This window comes from Variovorax sp. 10N412 (genome assembly GCF_056394985.1).
Genome location: NZ_JBFTIO010000005.1, coordinates 151,741 through 167,650 on the forward strand (window position 1 = coordinate 151,741; position 15,910 = coordinate 167,650).

The 15,910-nt window shown below is 68.8% G+C and carries 16 protein-coding genes; 8 read left to right on the forward strand and 8 right to left on the reverse strand.

The window, feature by feature from the left end; genetic code table 11:
• Positions 1-38 precede the first annotated feature (38 nt).
• The 6 genes from AC1DJH_RS14810 to AC1DJH_RS14835 form a co-directional block, all read right to left on the reverse strand.
• A complete protein-coding gene (locus AC1DJH_RS14810) occupies positions 39-683 on the reverse strand; it encodes a histidine phosphatase family protein (RefSeq protein WP_472115761.1) in 645 nt (214 codons plus the stop codon).
• A gap of 34 nt (positions 684-717) precedes the next feature.
• Positions 718-3,123 carry a penicillin acylase family protein gene (locus tag AC1DJH_RS14815; protein ID WP_472115758.1) on the reverse strand — a complete coding sequence of 802 codons (2,406 nt, stop codon included), beginning with the start codon at positions 3,121-3,123 and terminating at the stop codon, positions 718-720.
• Between the two features lie 95 nt (positions 3,124-3,218).
• On the reverse strand, positions 3,219-3,794 hold the full coding sequence (locus tag AC1DJH_RS14820; RefSeq protein WP_472115755.1) for a glutathione S-transferase family protein: 576 nt from the start codon (positions 3,792-3,794) through the stop codon (positions 3,219-3,221).
• Between the two features lie 26 nt (positions 3,795-3,820).
• On the reverse strand, positions 3,821-4,453 hold the full coding sequence (locus AC1DJH_RS14825) for a CDP-alcohol phosphatidyltransferase family protein (protein WP_472115753.1): 633 nt from the start codon (positions 4,451-4,453) through the stop codon (positions 3,821-3,823).
• A gap of 126 nt (positions 4,454-4,579) precedes the next feature.
• Positions 4,580-5,320, reverse strand: coding sequence for a glutamine amidotransferase (locus AC1DJH_RS14830; protein ID WP_478186140.1), 741 nt, complete (start codon positions 5,318-5,320; stop codon positions 4,580-4,582).
• 47 nt (positions 5,321-5,367) lie between these two features.
• Entirely contained in the window at positions 5,368-6,267 is a 900-nt protein-coding gene (locus AC1DJH_RS14835) for a LysR family transcriptional regulator (RefSeq protein WP_478186141.1), read from the reverse strand.
• A gap of 132 nt (positions 6,268-6,399) precedes the next feature.
• Here AC1DJH_RS14835 and AC1DJH_RS14840 point away from each other — a divergent pair, with 132 nt between their 5' ends.
• From AC1DJH_RS14840 to AC1DJH_RS14865, 6 genes are all read left to right on the forward strand, one after another.
• On the forward strand, positions 6,400-7,560 hold the full coding sequence (locus AC1DJH_RS14840) for a CaiB/BaiF CoA transferase family protein (protein ID WP_478186142.1): 1,161 nt from the start codon (positions 6,400-6,402) through the stop codon (positions 7,558-7,560).
• On the forward strand, positions 7,553-8,497 hold the full coding sequence (locus AC1DJH_RS14845; protein WP_478186143.1) for a hydroxymethylglutaryl-CoA lyase: 945 nt from the start codon (positions 7,553-7,555) through the stop codon (positions 8,495-8,497). Before AC1DJH_RS14840 ends, AC1DJH_RS14845 begins: the two co-directional genes overlap by 8 nt.
• 95 nt (positions 8,498-8,592) lie before the next feature.
• A complete protein-coding gene (locus AC1DJH_RS14850) occupies positions 8,593-9,519 on the forward strand; it encodes a Bug family tripartite tricarboxylate transporter substrate binding protein (RefSeq protein ID WP_472116150.1) in 927 nt (308 codons plus the stop codon).
• Positions 9,520-9,608: 89 nt separating this feature from the next.
• Complete coding sequence (locus AC1DJH_RS14855) at positions 9,609-10,076, forward strand: DUF4124 domain-containing protein (RefSeq protein ID WP_478186144.1); 468 nt, start codon at positions 9,609-9,611, stop codon at positions 10,074-10,076.
• A gap of 12 nt (positions 10,077-10,088) precedes the next feature.
• A complete protein-coding gene (locus AC1DJH_RS14860; protein ID WP_478186145.1) occupies positions 10,089-10,547 on the forward strand; it encodes a ribonuclease HI family protein in 459 nt (152 codons plus the stop codon).
• Positions 10,548-10,607: 60 nt separating this feature from the next.
• Positions 10,608-10,856, forward strand: a complete 249-nt coding sequence (locus AC1DJH_RS14865) for a DUF3297 family protein (RefSeq protein WP_435439288.1) — start codon at positions 10,608-10,610, stop codon at positions 10,854-10,856.
• Between the two features lie 25 nt (positions 10,857-10,881).
• Here AC1DJH_RS14865 and AC1DJH_RS14870 read toward each other — a convergent pair whose 3' ends face one another.
• Positions 10,882-11,754, reverse strand: coding sequence for a DUF2272 domain-containing protein (locus tag AC1DJH_RS14870; RefSeq protein ID WP_478186146.1), 873 nt, complete (start codon positions 11,752-11,754; stop codon positions 10,882-10,884).
• Positions 11,755-12,369: 615 nt separating this feature from the next.
• Here AC1DJH_RS14870 and AC1DJH_RS14875 point away from each other — a divergent pair.
• A complete protein-coding gene (locus AC1DJH_RS14875; protein WP_472115731.1) occupies positions 12,370-13,980 on the forward strand; it encodes a serine hydrolase domain-containing protein in 1,611 nt (536 codons plus the stop codon).
• A 44-nt stretch (positions 13,981-14,024) separates the two neighbouring features.
• Here the strand turns inward: AC1DJH_RS14875 and mug are convergent, their stop codons facing one another.
• A complete protein-coding gene (gene mug, locus AC1DJH_RS14880) occupies positions 14,025-14,633 on the reverse strand; it encodes a G/U mismatch-specific DNA glycosylase (RefSeq protein ID WP_472115728.1) in 609 nt (202 codons plus the stop codon).
• 198 nt (positions 14,634-14,831) lie between these two features.
• Here mug and AC1DJH_RS14885 point away from each other — a divergent pair, with 198 nt between their 5' ends.
• Positions 14,832-15,890 carry a GlxA family transcriptional regulator gene (locus tag AC1DJH_RS14885; protein WP_472115726.1) on the forward strand — a complete coding sequence of 353 codons (1,059 nt, stop codon included), beginning with the start codon at positions 14,832-14,834 and terminating at the stop codon, positions 15,888-15,890.
• Positions 15,891-15,910 lie beyond the last annotated feature (20 nt).

Here is a 15,910-nt window from a genome sequence, read left to right on the forward strand (position 1 = left end):
CTTGGCGGGTTCCGGGCGCTGTGGGCTTGGGGGCAGTTTTACGCCAGGGAGGCCTCGCCGTCTGCATGCCGCAGCAGCGGCGTAACCGCCCATGTGGGGCCGGTGCGCTGGAAACGCAATGGCTGCGCGTTGCCAAGCACCGTGAAATCGACCGGCACTCCCAGCAGCGCGGCCAGCACATACAGCGTGCCGCCGTGCGCCACCACCAGCACCGGCGCGGGTTGCTGCAGCGCCGCGTCGAGCGCGGCGCGCTTGCGGCTGACGAACTGCGCCAGCGTTTCCCCGCCCTCGGGCTCGCAGGCCCAGTCGATGTTCGCCGACGACGTGCCGATCAGCGCGCCGAAGTTGCGCTCGCGCAGCGTTTCATGCGCCGTGGGGGTGAGGCGCAGCGCGGCGGCCACGGTGTGCGCGGTGTCGAAGGCGCGCCGCGCGTCGCTGCACACGATGGTGCGGATCGGCTCGCCCGCCAGCAGCTCGGCGGCGCGCGCGGCCTGCTGCAGGCCCAGTTCGCTCAGCGGCTCGTCGGGCGCCTGGAACACGCGCAGCGCGTTGCGCCCGGTCTGGCCGTGGCGCAGAAAGTAGAAGTGGTCGCAGGCCGGCGCGAGCGGCTGCGCCTGCGCAAGGCGCACCAGCTGGTCGAGCCCGCCTGCGGCGGTGTGGGAGGAAGGGTTCTGTGTGGACATGGATTCCGAATCAATAGGCCCGCTCAGTACCGGCTCAGTAGGCCAGCTGCAGCGGCTTGCCTTCGCGCTGCGCCTGCACGTCGGCCGGGTGGAACGGCAGCGGATGCCACTGCTTGGCCGCGAACAGCGGCAACTGGTCGTAGGCGCGCGGCGAAGCCGGGTCGCTGCTCTGGCCGTAGGTGAGCAGACCTTGGGCCACCGGGCCGCTCGCGTCGAAGGTCACGACCTGGATGTAGCTGCTGCCGTAGTTGACGTTGTAGCCCTTCGGATCGATGAGCGACTGCCCCTGCGACTCCAGCTTGTTGAGCACGCCCTCGAACTCGTCGCCGCCGTGCAGCGCGATCTGCTGGCCGCGCACCAGGCGCGACTGCGGCACGCCCAGCGCCACGTCGGCCGCGAAGCCGGCGGTGCGCAGCGTGGTCACCGCGTCGCCGACCGCCTTGAAGACGGCCTCGCGCGTGGCGGGCGTGGCCATGTCCAGCCCGGCCGGCGTGGTCACGGGTTGTGCGGGGTCGAAGGGCTGGCGCCACACCTTAGGAACGTCCTTGGCCTTGCGCCAGAACTCGCGGAACAGCGCGGCGCCCTTCGAATCGGCGTTGCTGGTGCGGTCCCACGCCGTCAGCACGCGGCAGCCCTGCGCCTGCTCGACGCTGAGCGAGGTGCCCGCGCTGGCACAGGCGGCCCGCAGGTCGTCCATCACCAGCATGCCGGCCAGGTTCCTGTCGCGGAAGATCACGCTGCGCAGTTCGGTCGCGCCCATGCGGTTGCCCGCCAGGCCGTCGCTGCCGGCAAGGCGGCCTTCGATTTCCATGATGGCGCTGCGCGTGCGCAGCCGCTGCGGCACGCCGATGGGGCCGACCAGCGGAGAAACCCCCGCCATCGGCGCCACGCTCGGGTTGGAGAGCCAGAAGCTGTCGTTGCTGTTCTGCACGTAGTCGGGCGTTACCAGCACCGGCATGCGCGCCGGCGCGATGATGCCGGGCGCGGCGGCCGTGGCGTCGCGGTTCCAGGCGCAGGCACTGCGCGAGCCGTCGAGCACCGGCAGGCCGGCCGCGTTGAGCAGCGCCGCGGCGGCGGGCGAGGGCGCGCAGGCGCGCAGCATGTCGGCCGACACGTCGGGCACCACCGACAGGTCGGCGTACATGGCGTTGCCGTCGCGGTCGGCAGCGATGGTGTTGATCCACGGCATGCCCTGGTTGCCCATGGCGGCGCGCAGTTCGCCCACATTGCGGGCCAGGGCCATCTTCATCCAGCTCTCGGCCGATCGCACGTTGAGCGTGTTGGCGTCGCGGATGGCGTAGGCCTTCTGCGCGGTCCAGCCCAGGCCGGCGCGCGGCAGCGAGATGACCGGGCCCCAGTCGGTCGCGTAGAAGGTGTGCTGCGCGGGCGCGCCGCTGCCGCCGGTGGCGGCGTCGGGCAGCACCACGGTGCGCGCGACCATCTTTTTCGGCTGGCCGTCGACCCAGTACACGGTTGGGTCGGCGGGGTCGAGCTTGAGCTCGTACAGCGTGAAGCGCTTGCCGGTGGACACCGTGTGCGTCCAGGCCACGTCCTTGTTGAAGCCGATGGACACCACCGGGCTCAGGCCGCCGGTGGCGCCCATCACGTCGAGCTGGCCGGGAATGGTCAGGTGCATCTGCCAGAAGCGGTTGGTGCCGTTCCACGGGAAGTGCGGGTTGCCCAGCAGCAGGCCCTTGCCGTCCGGCGTGGCGTTGCGCCCGAAGGCCCAGCCGTTGGAGCCCATCTCGCCGCCCTCGGGGTTGGCGTTGAAGCTGTGGCGGCCGATTTCGGCCACGGCTTCCTTCAGGTCGACGGGCGCAGCGCTGGTCCTGGCGCCCGGTGCTGGCGGCACGGCGGCCAGCACGGCGCCGGCCAGCGCGCCCAGGCCGCCCTGGATCATCGATTGCTCCGTGGCGCGCGACAGGTCCGCCATGGTCATCGGCCGCACCCAGGGCTTGCCGCGGCAAGCGGCCGGCAAACCGTTCTGGCCGGCGTCCTGCAGGTAGCGGTTGTAGCCCGCCACGTAGCCGCGCAGCGCGGCCTTCACGTCGGGGCCGGTGGTGGCGCCGGCGCGTGCCAGCGCGGCGTCGTCCATGTGGTAGCGGATGAACAGGTCGATCTGCGCGTTCGGCATGCGGCCCAGCCCCAGCTCGCCGGTGTTCTGCGCGCCCAGGAACTGCGAACGGTCGCCGCGCAGCGTGAGCAGGTGCTCGGCGGTCTGGCAGACGTTGTCCTGTGCGTGCGCGTAGGCGCTGCCGTAGGCCAGGCCTTCGTAGTCGGGCGCCGTGATGTGCGCGATGCCGAAGGTGGTGCGCTCGATGGTCACGTTGCGCCCGCCGGGCGGCGGCGCGCTGGCGCAGGCGGCCAGCAGGGTGGCTGCGCCGACGGCAAGAACCGTCAGAGAAAACCGGGGAAAGGAGCTTGTCTTCTTGGGTGTCATGGTGCGGGCGTGTTGTTATTTGAAAAAATCGGCAAGCCGATTAAAGGGCGTGCCCGCCGCCGCGTCTGTCACCGTTGCGGCACGCCGCGCGCTGTTCAGCCGAACTTCATGCCCTTCGGGCGGGCCTGCAGCCGGTCGATGTAGGCGTCGATCTTCGGCCGGTTCGAGCGCCCGCCGAACGCGCGGTGCCAGATGAACATGGAGCCGATCATCACGTCCGCCGCGGTGAACCGCGCGCCGAACAGGTACGGCCCTTCGCCGAGTTCGCGCTCCACCGCATCCTTGGCGTGCTCGAAATCGGTCCAGCCGCGCGCGCTGTTGTTGCTGCGGATCTTCATCAGGCTGTCGCCCATCGCGGGCTCCAGCTGCGACGTCGAATAGACCATCAGCGACAGGTAGCGCCCGCGCTCGGGCGAACCCACCGGCGGTGCGAGCCGCGTGTGGGGAAACTTCTCGGCCACGTACATGCAGATGGCCGCGTTCTCGAAGACGCGCGTGCGCCCGTCGACCAGCGCGGGCAGCTTCCCGGCAGGGTTGATCTGCAGGAACTCGGGCTTCTTGTGTGCCTGGTCCTTGATGAGCGTGGTGACGATCTCGTAGTCGACGCCTGCCTCGTCGAGCATCCACTTGGCCACCTGCGAGCGGCTGTGCGGGTCGAAATACAGCTTCATGAGCCTGTCTCCTTCGTCGTGAAAACTCAGAACTTGGGAATGCGCAAGGTCTTGCTGATCATGAGCGTGCCCGACAACGCGAACATCAGCGTGAGCGGATGCAACTGCCACGGCCCGACGACCCATGCGCCGCCCCACAGCGCGCTGCCGATGTGGCCCTGCCAGGCCGCGTACGCCAGCACGCCGACCAGCACCACGCTGGTGGGAATGGGTGTGCCCTCGAAGTACTTCACCTTGTTCGCGCCTTCGGACAGCGACTCGGCCGTCACGTTGTAGCGCGCGAGCCGGCTCACGCCGCAGCACACGAAGTAGACCAGGATGGCGCAGTCCCAGCCGCCGTTCAGGCCGGCCGCGAAGCCCAGAGCGGCGGGCGCCACGCCGAAGGAGATGATGTCGGCCAGCGAATCGAGCTCGCGCCCGAGCGCCGACTGCGTCTGGCGCCAGCGCGCGATGCGTCCGTCGAACACGTCGAAGATGAAGGCCGCCGGTGCCAGTGCCGCCGCCCACAGGAACTGCGTGAGCGACTGGCTCGCCATGTAGGCCATCGCCAGGAACACACCGCCCACCCCGCATGCGGCATTGCCGAGCGTGAATACATCGGCCAGGTGGAACTCCCGGATCATCGAGAAGTGCTTGCGCACGGGGGAAGGCGTGGTCATGAAGGGGGAGGTCTCGGAAACGGTGAATGGACCGCACCTTAACCCAAGCGCGGGGCGCCTTTTGTAGTCGCGGTCCGACGAAAAGCCGGCGAGCCGCGGCGGCCGGGCCCGCCGCTGCAGGCCCGGTCAGACGCCCTGGTGCGCTTCGACGATCCGCGCGAACCGCCCGAGCAGTCCGGCCGCCGCGTCAGTCGGCGTCACGCGCTCGCGCAGCGCGGACGGGTCCGCGCCCTCGCGGCGCAGCTCTTCGGCCAGCATGTCGATGTAGGCGCGCATGGTGTCGGCGTCGAACTCGGGATGGAACTGAAGTCCCCAGGCGTTGTCGCCTACGCGAAAGGCCTGCACCGGCTCGTGGTCGTTGCCGGCGAGCCGCACCGCGCCCTCGGGCAGCCGCAGCGCGCTTTGCCAGTGCACCACGTTCGCCGCAAACTGCGCGGGCATGCCGCGCATCAGTTCGTCGGTGGCGGCGGCGTCGTCGAGCGTGACGCTCACGGTGCCGACCTCCGCGCCCTGTGGGTGGTTGCCTGCCTCTCCGCCCAGTGCGTGCGCCAGCAGCTGGTGGCCGTAGCAGATGCCCAGCACCGGCGTGTGGCGCGCCACCAGTTGCGCGAGCCAGGCGGCGGTGGTTTCGCTCCAGGGTTCGCGGTGCGACACCATCGCATGCGAGCCCGTCACCACCACGCCCGACACCGCGCCTGCATCGGGCAGGGTGTCGCCCCGGCGCGGGTCGACCACCACGATCGGCAGCGCCTGCGTGCCGAGCCCGTCGGCAATCCAGTGTTCGAAGTCACCGCGCTGTGCGCGAAGGGCTTCGAAGGTGCTTCCGACCTTGACGATGACGAGCGGATGAGGGGGCGTGTTCTGCATGCTCGCGATCATGCCGCAGCCTGAAGGCCCAACTTGAGTGCTCGGGTTCAGCGCCGGGTGCCGCTGTGCAGCAGCAGGTCCATGAACGCCCGCCCCACCGGCGACGGCGACCGGCCCGCCCGCGTCACCAGCCCGATGGGCCGCGACATGGCGGGCCGTTGCAGCGGCACCGTCACCAGGTCGTCGTTGCGCGTGAGCTGCAGCGCCAGCCGCGGCAGCGCCGTGATGCCCAGTCCCGCGGCGACCAGCGCGCCGGCCGCGGCCACGCTCGGGTATTCCAGCGCCGGCACCACCTGCAGTCCGCGCTGCAGAAAGGCCGCGTCGGTGATCGGGCGGATGCTGCTGTGAAAACCGCTGGCGATGAAAGGCCGTGTCGCAAACACCGACCATGCCACCGAGGCCCTGCCCGCCAGCGCATCGTCGTGCCGGCACAGGAGCACGAAGGGGTCGTCGATCAGGTGGCGGTACAGCATGGGCTCCTGCGGCGCGGGGCGCACGGTGATGCCGAAGTCCGCGCGGCCCTCGTCCACCGCGCAGCGCACCTGGTCGGCCGGTCCCTCGATCAGCGAGAACGTCACCTGCGGGTGGCTCTGGCGAAACGCGGCGATCGCATGGGGCAGCAACGCAACACCCGTCGAGGGCAGCGCGGCGATGGTGAGGTGCCCGCTGCGGCCCTCCAGAAACTGCGACAGCTCGCTGAACGAGCTGTGGAAGTTCTCCAGGATGCGCAGCGCGATCGGCAGCAGCTCGCGGCCTGCGGGCGTGAGCGCCACGTGCCGCGTGTCGCGGTCGAACAGCCGCGCGCCGGCCAGTTCCTCGACGATCCGGACCGTGCGGCTCAGCGCGGGCTGCGACACGTGCAGCGCGAGCGCGGCGGCGCGAAAGTTCAAGGTCTTCGCCACCTCGGCGAAGGCCTCCAGTTGCTGCAGCGTGATGTCGATTCGCATGGACTCGGCCCGTCGGGATTGATCCGTTCAAGTTATCACAGATATACAAATATTCGTCTTCCCAGATCAATGGCCGGAGACCAGACTTGCGGCCATCGAACAACGGGAAAGGCCCGGCCCAGGGCTCGAGACATGCAAAAAATACTGGAAGGCATCCGGGTGGTGGAACTCGGGCAGGTGCTGGCCGGACCGTTCGCCGGCGCGATCCTCGCGGACCTGGGGGCCGACGTCGTCAAGCTCGAGCGCACAGAGGGCGGCGACGACGCGCGCCACATGGGGCCTGCCTTTCGCCATGGCGACGCGCTCAACTTTCATGTGTTCAACCGTGGCAAGAAGTCCGTCGCCATCGACCTCAAAAGCGCCGAGGGCATGGCGGCGTTCGAGCGGCTTGCCGCGCAGGCCGACATCCTTGTTCACAACCTGCGCCCCGGGGTCACGCGATCGATGGGCATCGACGGTCCCACGCTGTGCGCGCGCCATCCGCGCCTGGTCTACTGCGAAATCTCCGCCTTCGGCCACACCGGGCCGCTCGCCATGCAGCCGGGCTACGAGCCTCTGATCCAGGCCTTCAGCGGCCTGTCGAGCATCAACGGCGGCCCGGACGATCCGCCCATGCGCACCGGCGCCTCGGTGTGCGACCAGGGCACGGGCATGTGGGCGGTGATCGGCGCGCTGGCGCTGCTGCAGCGCCGCCATGTCACGGGCAAGGGCGGCGTGGTCAGCGCATCGCTGCTCGAAACGGCGCTGGTCTGGACCGGCCAGAAGGCCGATGCCTATGCCAACGAAGGCCGCCTGCCGGAGCGCCACCGCTCGGGCCATCCGGGCTTCGTGCCCTACGAATCCTTCGACACCGCCGACGCGCCGCTGCTGGTGTGCTGCGGCAACGACCGGCTGTTCGCCAAGTTCGCCCACGAGCTCGGGCGCGACGACTGGACCGCCGATGAGCGCTTTGCCACCAACCGGCTGCGGCTGCGCCACAAGGCCGAACTGTTCGCGCAGGTCGTGCCGCTGCTGCGCGCGCAGACCCGTGCGCAGTGGACCGCGCGCTTCACTGCGGCCGGCGTGCCCTGCGCGCCGGTGCACACCGTGCCCGAGGCCATCGCGCATCCGCAGGTCGAGGCGCTGGGCATGCTGCAGGCCGTGCCGGGCGAAGACTTCAGGCTGACCGCGCTGCCGTTGTCGATCGACGGCGTGCGCCCGTCGCACCGCGTGGTCGCGCCGCGGCTGGGCCAGCACAACGCGGAGTTCGGCGCACCCGTTCAACAGCCACGGCAAGGAGATGCGAATGTCTGACCTTCCACGACGCGCGCGTCTGCACGAGGAAGGCCCGCGCGAGGGCTTCCAGATGGAGGCCCGGCACATTGCCTCGGCCGACAAGGTGCGCCTGATCGAGGCGCTGGCCGGCACGGGGCTCGAAGAGGTGCAGTGCGTGTCCTTCGTCAACCCGGAGCGCGTGCCCGGCATGGCCGATGCCGAGCTGGTCGCCCAGTCGATCCGCAAGCGCGAAGGCGTGCGCTACACCGGCATATGGCTCAACCTGCGCGGCATGCAGCGCGCCATGCGCACGCAGCTCGACATCGAAGGCGCCATCACCACCAACGCGTCGGAGGCCTTTTCGATACGCAACAGCGGCAAGAGCCTGGCCGCGCTGCGCGACGCCCAGCGCGAAACGCTCGCCTACTGTGTAGACCGCCGCATTCCGGTCACGCGCGGCATCGTCACCACGGCCTTCGGCTGCAACCTCGAAGGTGCCATTTCTCCTGCCACGGTCGTCGAGCGCGTGGCGCAGATGCTCGACGTGATGGCCGAGTTCGGCTTGCGCCTGCCCATTCTCCGGCTCGCCGACACCGTGGGCTGGGCCCAGCCCAACGCCATCGCCTCGGTGGTCGGTGCCGTGCGCGAGCGCTGGCCCGACCTGCGGCTGGGCCTGCACCTGCACGACACGCGCGGCACCGCCATGGCCAATGCGCTCATGGGCCTGCAGATGGGCATCGACACCTTCGACAGCGCCTGCGGCGGCCTGGGCGGCTGCCCGTTCGCGGGCCACACCGGCGCGGCCGGGAACATCTGCACCGAAGACCTCGCCTTCATGTGCGAGGAGATGGGCATCGAGACCGGCGTGGACCTCGACGCGCTCATCGATTGCGCACGGCTGGCCGAGGAGATCGTCGGCCACCCGCTGCCGGGCAAGCTCATGCGGGCCGGCACGCTGGCCAGGTTCCGGCGCTGAGCCGGGCGAAGAAACCAGAAAAAAGACATTCCACAGGAGACCATACCGTGCCGACTTTCTTCTTCCGACTGGTTGCGCCGGCGGCGCTTTGTGCGATGGCGCTGGCCGCCGGCCCCGTGCACGCCCAGGCGTACCCAAGCAAGCCCATCACCATCGTCGTGCCCTTCGGCGCGGGCAGCGGCACCGACCAGCAGGCGCGCAGCATGGCGCAGGCGCTGGGCGCCGAGTACAAGGTGCCCGTCATCGTGGACAACCGGGCAGGGGCCAGCGGCTTCATCGCCGCGCAGTACGTGGCCAAGGCCGCGCCCGACGGCTACACGGTGCTCATGACCACCAACACCACGCACGCGGCCAACGAGCACCTGTTCAAGAAGCTGCCCTACGACCCGGTGAAAGACTTCACCCCGGTCACGCTGCTGTCCAAGGGCCACATGCTGCTGCTGGTGAACGCCGATTCGCCCATCAAGTCCGTGGCCGAGCTGATTGCCGCGGCGAAGAAGGCGCCCGGCAAGCTCAACTTCGGCAGCGGCAGCTCGTCGAGCCGCGTGGCCAGCGAACTGCTCAAGCAGATGGCGGGCATCGACGTGGTCAATGTGCCGTACAAAAGCAACCCGCTGGCCATCACCGACCTGCTGGGCGGGCAGGTCGATTTCATGTTCGCCGATGCACCCACCGCGCTGCCCCAGGTCAAGGGCGGCAAGCTGCGCGCGCTGGCCGTCAGCGGCAGCAAGCGGCTGGACGCGGTGCCGGCGCTGCCGACGGTGGAGGAGGCCGGCGTGAAGGGCTACGACATGTCGTACTGGACGGCGGTCTACCTGCCGCCGGGCGTGCCCGCCGCCGTCACGCAAAAGCTCAATGAAATGATGATCAAGGTCTCCGCCGCGCCCGCCGTGGCGGCCTACCAGGCGACCACCAGCGGCGAGGCCGTCACCAGCACGCCCGAAGGGCTGGCGAAGTTCCAGGCGGCCGAATCGCAGAAGTGGGGGCGGGTGATTCGCGCGGCCGGCATCGAGCCCGAATGACGATGCACCGCGTGGGGGCGTGCGCGCAAGGCTCGCCGGGCGGGTGCGCTGCGGCTACAGTTGGCGCAACTCTCGTCACCCCCCACCCCATGCGACCGATGCGCTCCCTGGCTTTTTTCCTGTCGATCTTCGGCGCCGCGCTGGGCGCGCACGCGGACGTGGTTCGGTGCACGGATGCCAGCGGGGCCATCTCGTACACCAACGTCGCCTGCCCGCCCGGGAGCAAGCAGGCGCGGCCCGTGCAGATTCTCACGCCGCCGCCGGCCGATGAAACGCGCCGGGATTACACGCCGGCGCCCGTCGCTGCGCCGCCGCCGCCCAGCCAGGTCGCCGGCAACCCGCCCAACCCGCCTTCCGGCCCTGCCGTCATCCCGCGCTACCCCGCCGACACCCAGCCCGCGGCAGACCCGCCGCCCGTCTACATCCTGGGCCCGGACCCATATGACGACCGCGTGCGGCCCGTCCGCCGGCCGCCACCCCACCTGCGCGACCCCGGGCCGCCCCCCGGCAAGCGGCCCTGCCAGAACCTGGCGGGCATCCAGCGCAGCAACTGCTGAGCGGCACGCAGCATGAGCGAAACCGTGCCTGCGGGCACGCCGTGGACCGTGTACTGCGACGGCAGCGCCATGCCGAACCCGGGCCGCATGGGCGTCGGCGCCGTCATCACCGCGCCCGACGGCACGCGCCACACGCTCTCGCGGGCCACGCACACCACCGGCTGCAACAACGAGGCCGAACTGCTGGCTTTGACCCTGGCGCTGCAAGACCTGCGTGAGCGCGGCGCGACCGCCGTGCGGGCGTACAGCGACAACAGCACGCTGGTCGAACAGCTCGTCGGGCCCCAAGCCAGACCCATCGCCCGCCTGGCCGGCCTGTTCGACGAGGCGCGCGCCTTGCTCGGCGGGTTCGACGACGCGCGCGTGCACTGGATTCCGCGCCACCGCAACGCAGAGGCCGATGCGCTCGCCCGTGGGGCGCTGGGCTTCGGACCCAAGCCGCCGCCGCGGCCCCAGAAGAAGCGTCGATAGAAGGGCAGATGGACAGCCCTCGCGCGGCAGGGCGCCCGGGAGCCCCTATCATCACGCGCCATGACAGAAGCCACTTCCCGCCCACCCCTTCCCGACCACCTCTCCAGCGACCCGCGCAGCCCGCACCACCTGGCGGCCGCCTTCGAGAACGACATCGGCATTCGTTTCAACGGCAAGGAACGCCTCGACGTCGAGGAATACTGCATCAGCGAAGGCTGGGTCAAGGTGCCCGCCGGCAAGACCGTCGACCGCAAGGGCAAGCCCCTGCTGCTCAAGCTCAAGGGCACCGTAGAAGCGTTCTACAAGTAAGCCAGCAAGCCGTTTTTTCAATCGATCAGCGCCACTGCAGCAACAGCGACCAAGGCTGGCGGCTCATGTGGCGATCGATGCAGCCTGCCACGCCAGGCGTCGGCGCGCATCCCTCGGGCAGGTAGCTCGGGTCCAGCACCAGGGTGCCCGGCGCAAAGTCGAGCCGGCGCCGCGTGACCGACTGCAGCACGTTGCCGCCCACCGTGTCGAAGCCCGAGGCATCGACGCTCACCACCACATCGCAATGCATCGGCAGCGCCTCGCCGCCGACGTCGCGCGTGGCCAGCACCTCGCCGATCTTGTCGAAGGTGTCCAGCCCGGCGCCCGCGCCGCGTGCCTGGCACACCAGGTCGCCCACGCGCGGCGTCGTGCGCGTGAGGTCGCACGCGCGCAGGGCATAGCGCGTGGGCCGGCCTGCCGCCTCTTCAACGCCCGCCTGCCACGCCGCCCCGGCGTAGTCGACATGTGCCTCCGAGAAAACGAACTCTTCTTCGGCCAGGCCGGCCTGGCGTGCGAGCCAGCTGATGAACGCGGCGGACCAGGGCGTGTCGATGACGGAGGCGCGGGCCAGCGCGACCTGCACGGCACGCAGCTCGGTGGACTCCAGCCCCTCGTCCGGGCCCACGCCCATGCCCTGCAGCCGTCCGGATGTCGCCTCGTTCAACGCCTGCATCAGCAGGTGCCGGTTGGCGGGGCGCAGCGCGCCGTAGCGCACCTGCGTGGGCAGCCGCGGGTCGACGGCCTCCCAGTAGCCGAGCACCCGCTGCCAGGGCGCGAGCCCCGGGACGGTGTGGCGCGTGTCCTCGGCCTCGGAGTCGCCGGCTTCGGTCATGCGGCCTTCGGCATCCATGGTTTGGGCGCCGAAAGCCTGGTGCTCCTGCACGGCGAAGGTCGCCATGGCGAGGGCGCGAGAGGGGGAGGGGCGTTGGTTAGCGGTTTCGGTGCAGATTGGGGCAGCGAAGGCCGGGCCCGAGAAGGCCAGCCAGAGGGTGCACGCCAGCAGGGGCAGGCGGCCGGGAGACGCGCGAGGGAGCTTGTTGGAAGGCGGCATGTGGCGCGAGCATAGCTGTGCGGGGACGCTCCAATCCGCGGCGCACGCTGGCGGAATCCAGCCAACCAGTGCCGCGCGTGGCCAAGGCAGCCGTTGCCAAAGTGATCGAGCTCTGCCGGTGCCGTGAACCGGCACATCGATGTGGCGTCGATCAAACAATCCAGCCATATGCCGGTCGGGGCGGCCTTCGCGTGCCGTGCCTGCACGTCGGCGCCTTCTGGCTTTACGGGTAATCAATCCGTATTCGAAATTCAACGGCATCAATTCTTTTACCTGCACCGTTCTCGTGTGTTGCGTCGATCAATTGAACGGGTAACCGAAAGCGTATGAGCGCGCAATTCAATTAATTTCGATCAGTTTCATTACTGCGGGGAACAAGTCCGGCCAAACTTCATCTGGGCAGGCCGTCGAAGCGTTGTCAACACGCTCCACAGGCAATCGAAGACCTCGAACAAAGGCCATATGACACACACCAAGAGATACGCGAATGCCGTGGCCTTCGCTTTGACTGTGGCACTGGGCGCATGCGGCGGTGGGGGCGGCGGAGGAGGAGGTGGTGGTGGAGGTGTCGGCATCGGCGCCGTCCTTCCGGTCGCCGGTTCCAGCAGCACCAGCGAAGCCGCCCCGTCGTGCGACGCACCGGCGATCACGTCGCAGCTGCCGGCCGCCAGCGCGCTGAATGCGCGGGCCAAGTGCCTGGAGCTGAACACCCCCTATGTGCCGCCGCCGGGCGATGTTCTCGAGCACAACACCTCGGGTTACGCCAAGAGCATGTGTTCGGCCGTGTTCATTTCCGGCATCGATCCCGCGGTCGCTGCCGAAAGCCTCGGGTACTTCGTCGGGCCCTATGCGCAGCGAAAGTTGGTGGGCACGCCCGTCGTCGACCGCAGCAAGAAGGAAGTGCGTATCTCGATTCCCAGTGGACCGACGCTGGTGGCGCGTTACTTCGGTTCCCAGGGCTGCATCACGCTGCCCGCGGGCAAGGACGATGTCTTCTTCAAGCCCGTCGAAGTCAAGAGCGCGTTGGCCGCCGCAAACACCCTGCCTTGGCCCATGGGGGACGTCTTGCCGTCCGATCCGCTGCCCGCCGAGGTCGACGTTTCCAAGGTCACGCAGGCGCTCGACGCCGCCTTTGGAAACCCGGAGGCTTACACCTCCGCGGTCGTGGTGACGCACAAGGGGCGCATCGTCGGTGAACGGTACCAGGCCGGTGTGGGTGTGACGACGCCGCTCGAATCATGGTCGATGGGCAAGAGCGTGACCGCCACGATGCTTGGCGTGCTCATGCAGCAGGGTGTCTATCAGCTCGATCAGCCTGCCCCGATTCCCGAGTGGCAGGGCGAAGGAGACGGCCGAAAGCAGATCCGCATTTCCGACATCCTGCACATGTCGAGCGGCCTGCGGATCAAGGCGCCGGACGACCCGGACTTCGACCCGAACGGAACCTACCCGGACCACATTTATTTCTACACCGGCAGGATCAATGCGTTCAACTACGCCGCGACACGGCCGCAGCAATGGCCCGCGAACACGGTCGGGCGCTACCGCAACACGGATCCGGTGCTCGCCAACTACCTGGTGCGACTTGCGGTGGAGAAGCGCGGCGAGGAATACCTTTCGTTCCCGCAGCGAAGCATCTTCGACAAGATAGGCATTCGGTCGATGGTGATCGAGACAGATCCCTACGGCAACTTTCTGACCCAGGGCTATGACTTCATGTCTGCGCGAGATTGGTCGCGGCTGGGCAACCTGTATCTGCAGGATGGCGTGTGGAACGGCGAGCGAATCCTTCCCGAAGGATTCGTCAAATTCGTGAGTACCGTCGCTCCCGCATGGGCCGCGGACAAGCGCCCCATCTACGGCGGCTTCTTCTGGATCAATGGCACCGGCGCGCTGGCCGTGCCCACCTCCGCCTACTACATGCTGGGCGCCGCGGGTCAGTACGTGGTCGTTGTGCCATCGCATGACCTTGTCGTTGTGCGGATCGGCTACTCCAAGGGCGAGCGGTTCGCCACCTCTACGCTGAACCAGGCATTGGGGCTGCTGACGAGTGCGGTGCCGCGCACGCGTTAGCGTGTCGGTCGCATCGCCGCTGGGTCAGGCAACGACGCAGCGCTTCATGACGCTCGCGCGTCGAACACCGCGGCGTCGCGGAGCGCCCTGTAAGCCTCCACCAGATCGTCGAGCGAGAACGCGCGATTGAGCCCGCTGGGATTGGGAAGAATCCAGGTTTCGGCGCCGGCACAGCGCGCGGCCTGGCTACCCCACGCGATGTGCTTCTGGCCCGTCATGCCTGCATAGGCCGCCTTGCCCAGGAACGCAAGCCGACGCGGGCCGCACGCAACGATCTTTCGGTTGAAGTGCTCGGCCGCAGCGAGAAACTCATGTGCCGCCACCTCGCTCGCGCGTGCGGTGCCCCGATCGACGGCCGTCGTCAGGCCATAGCCCAGCGCCATCAACAGTGGCCCTTGCTCGGGCGTCATCAGCGTCGCGGTGAACCCGGCCAGATGCAGCACGCGCCAGAACCGATTGCCTCTGCCGTCGAAATGGCGACCGGACGCAGCCGCGCGTCGGCCCGGATTGATGCCGCAGAAGACGATCTCCAGCCCTGGCCGCAACAGCTCGGGCAGCCCCACAGGCGCGATGCCGGGCAGTTCGGTGCCCGGCTGGTGCCGCATGAATGGTTCGGCCGCGGCGCGCTTCGGAACCGGGGGTGCGTCACTCATGCAGCCAGTCTAGGTTGGCGCCTGGAGGCGCATGCCGCCGAATGTCGTGCTTCCCGGCCAAACTGCGACGTTTTCAGGCCACGCACGGGCGCACCGCCCGCCGTGCGCTCCGATGAAGACATGCCGTCCTAGAATGCGTCGGCTCGGTTGCAGGCGAGCTTCAGGTGCGGACCCGCGCAAGAACGAAAAGCTGAAATCATGAAGCTGGTGATCGTCGTCTTCGAAGGGGTGCAGGCGCTGGACGTTGCAGGCCCCATGGATGTCTTCGCCGAGGCCAACAACTTTCTTGCCCCGCACCAGCACTACCAGATCACGCTGGTGGGCCTGCGCGCAGGCAGCGTGCGTTGCGCCAACGGCATGGCGCTCCATGTCGAGACCGACTACCTTCACTACGAAGACCAGCCCGACCTGCTGCTTGTGGCCGGTGGCCCGAAGCTGTACGAGGTACAGACCTACGCGCCCAGCTTCCTGCAGTGGCTGGCCGACAAGGCCGCGGGCTCGCGGCGCTTCGGCTCCGTGTGCAACGGCGCGTTTCCGCTGGGGCATGCCGGCTTGCTGAACGGCAAGCAGGTGACTGCCCATTGGCACGACGTGGACCGTCTCGTCGCGCAATTTCCGCGGGCCCTGGTGCGGCCCGACAAGATCTTCGTGCGAGACGGCAAGCTGTTCACCTCCGCCGGTGTCGCTGCCGGCGTCGACCTGTGCCTCGCCCTGGTCACGGAGGACTGGGGCCACGAGATGGCGCTGCGCATTGCCAAGCGGCTGATTGTGTACATCCGGCGCGATGGCGGCCAGTCGCAATACAGCCCCTACCTGGCGGTCGGCCCGAAGGAAGAGACCATCGTGGCGAAGGTATTGCGCCATGTCACGGACCATCTCAGCGAGCCGTTGTCCATCGAGCAGCTGGCCGATGCCGTGGGGGTCAGCCGGCGAACGTTCTCGCGCGTCTTCGCCAAGGACGCCCACATGACGCCCTCGGCGTTCGTGGACCAGGTGCGCGTCGAGTTCTGCCGCAAGCTGCTGGAAGAGACCGACCTGCCGTTGAAGACGGTGGCGTTTCGATGCGGCTTTCACAGCGCCAATCACATGCGGGTGATCTTCGCGAAGCGGCTCGACACCACGCCCCGGGCCTACAGGGAGCGCTTTCGGGAGCGCTTTCGGGGTGTGGAGGCCGCAGTGCCGCGCGCCCGCCGTTCCGCTGTCCTGAAAACGGACGTGAATGGCTCAAAACCGGCCGCATCCGAAGACCGCGCCTGACCCGCCGTCCCTAGACTTTC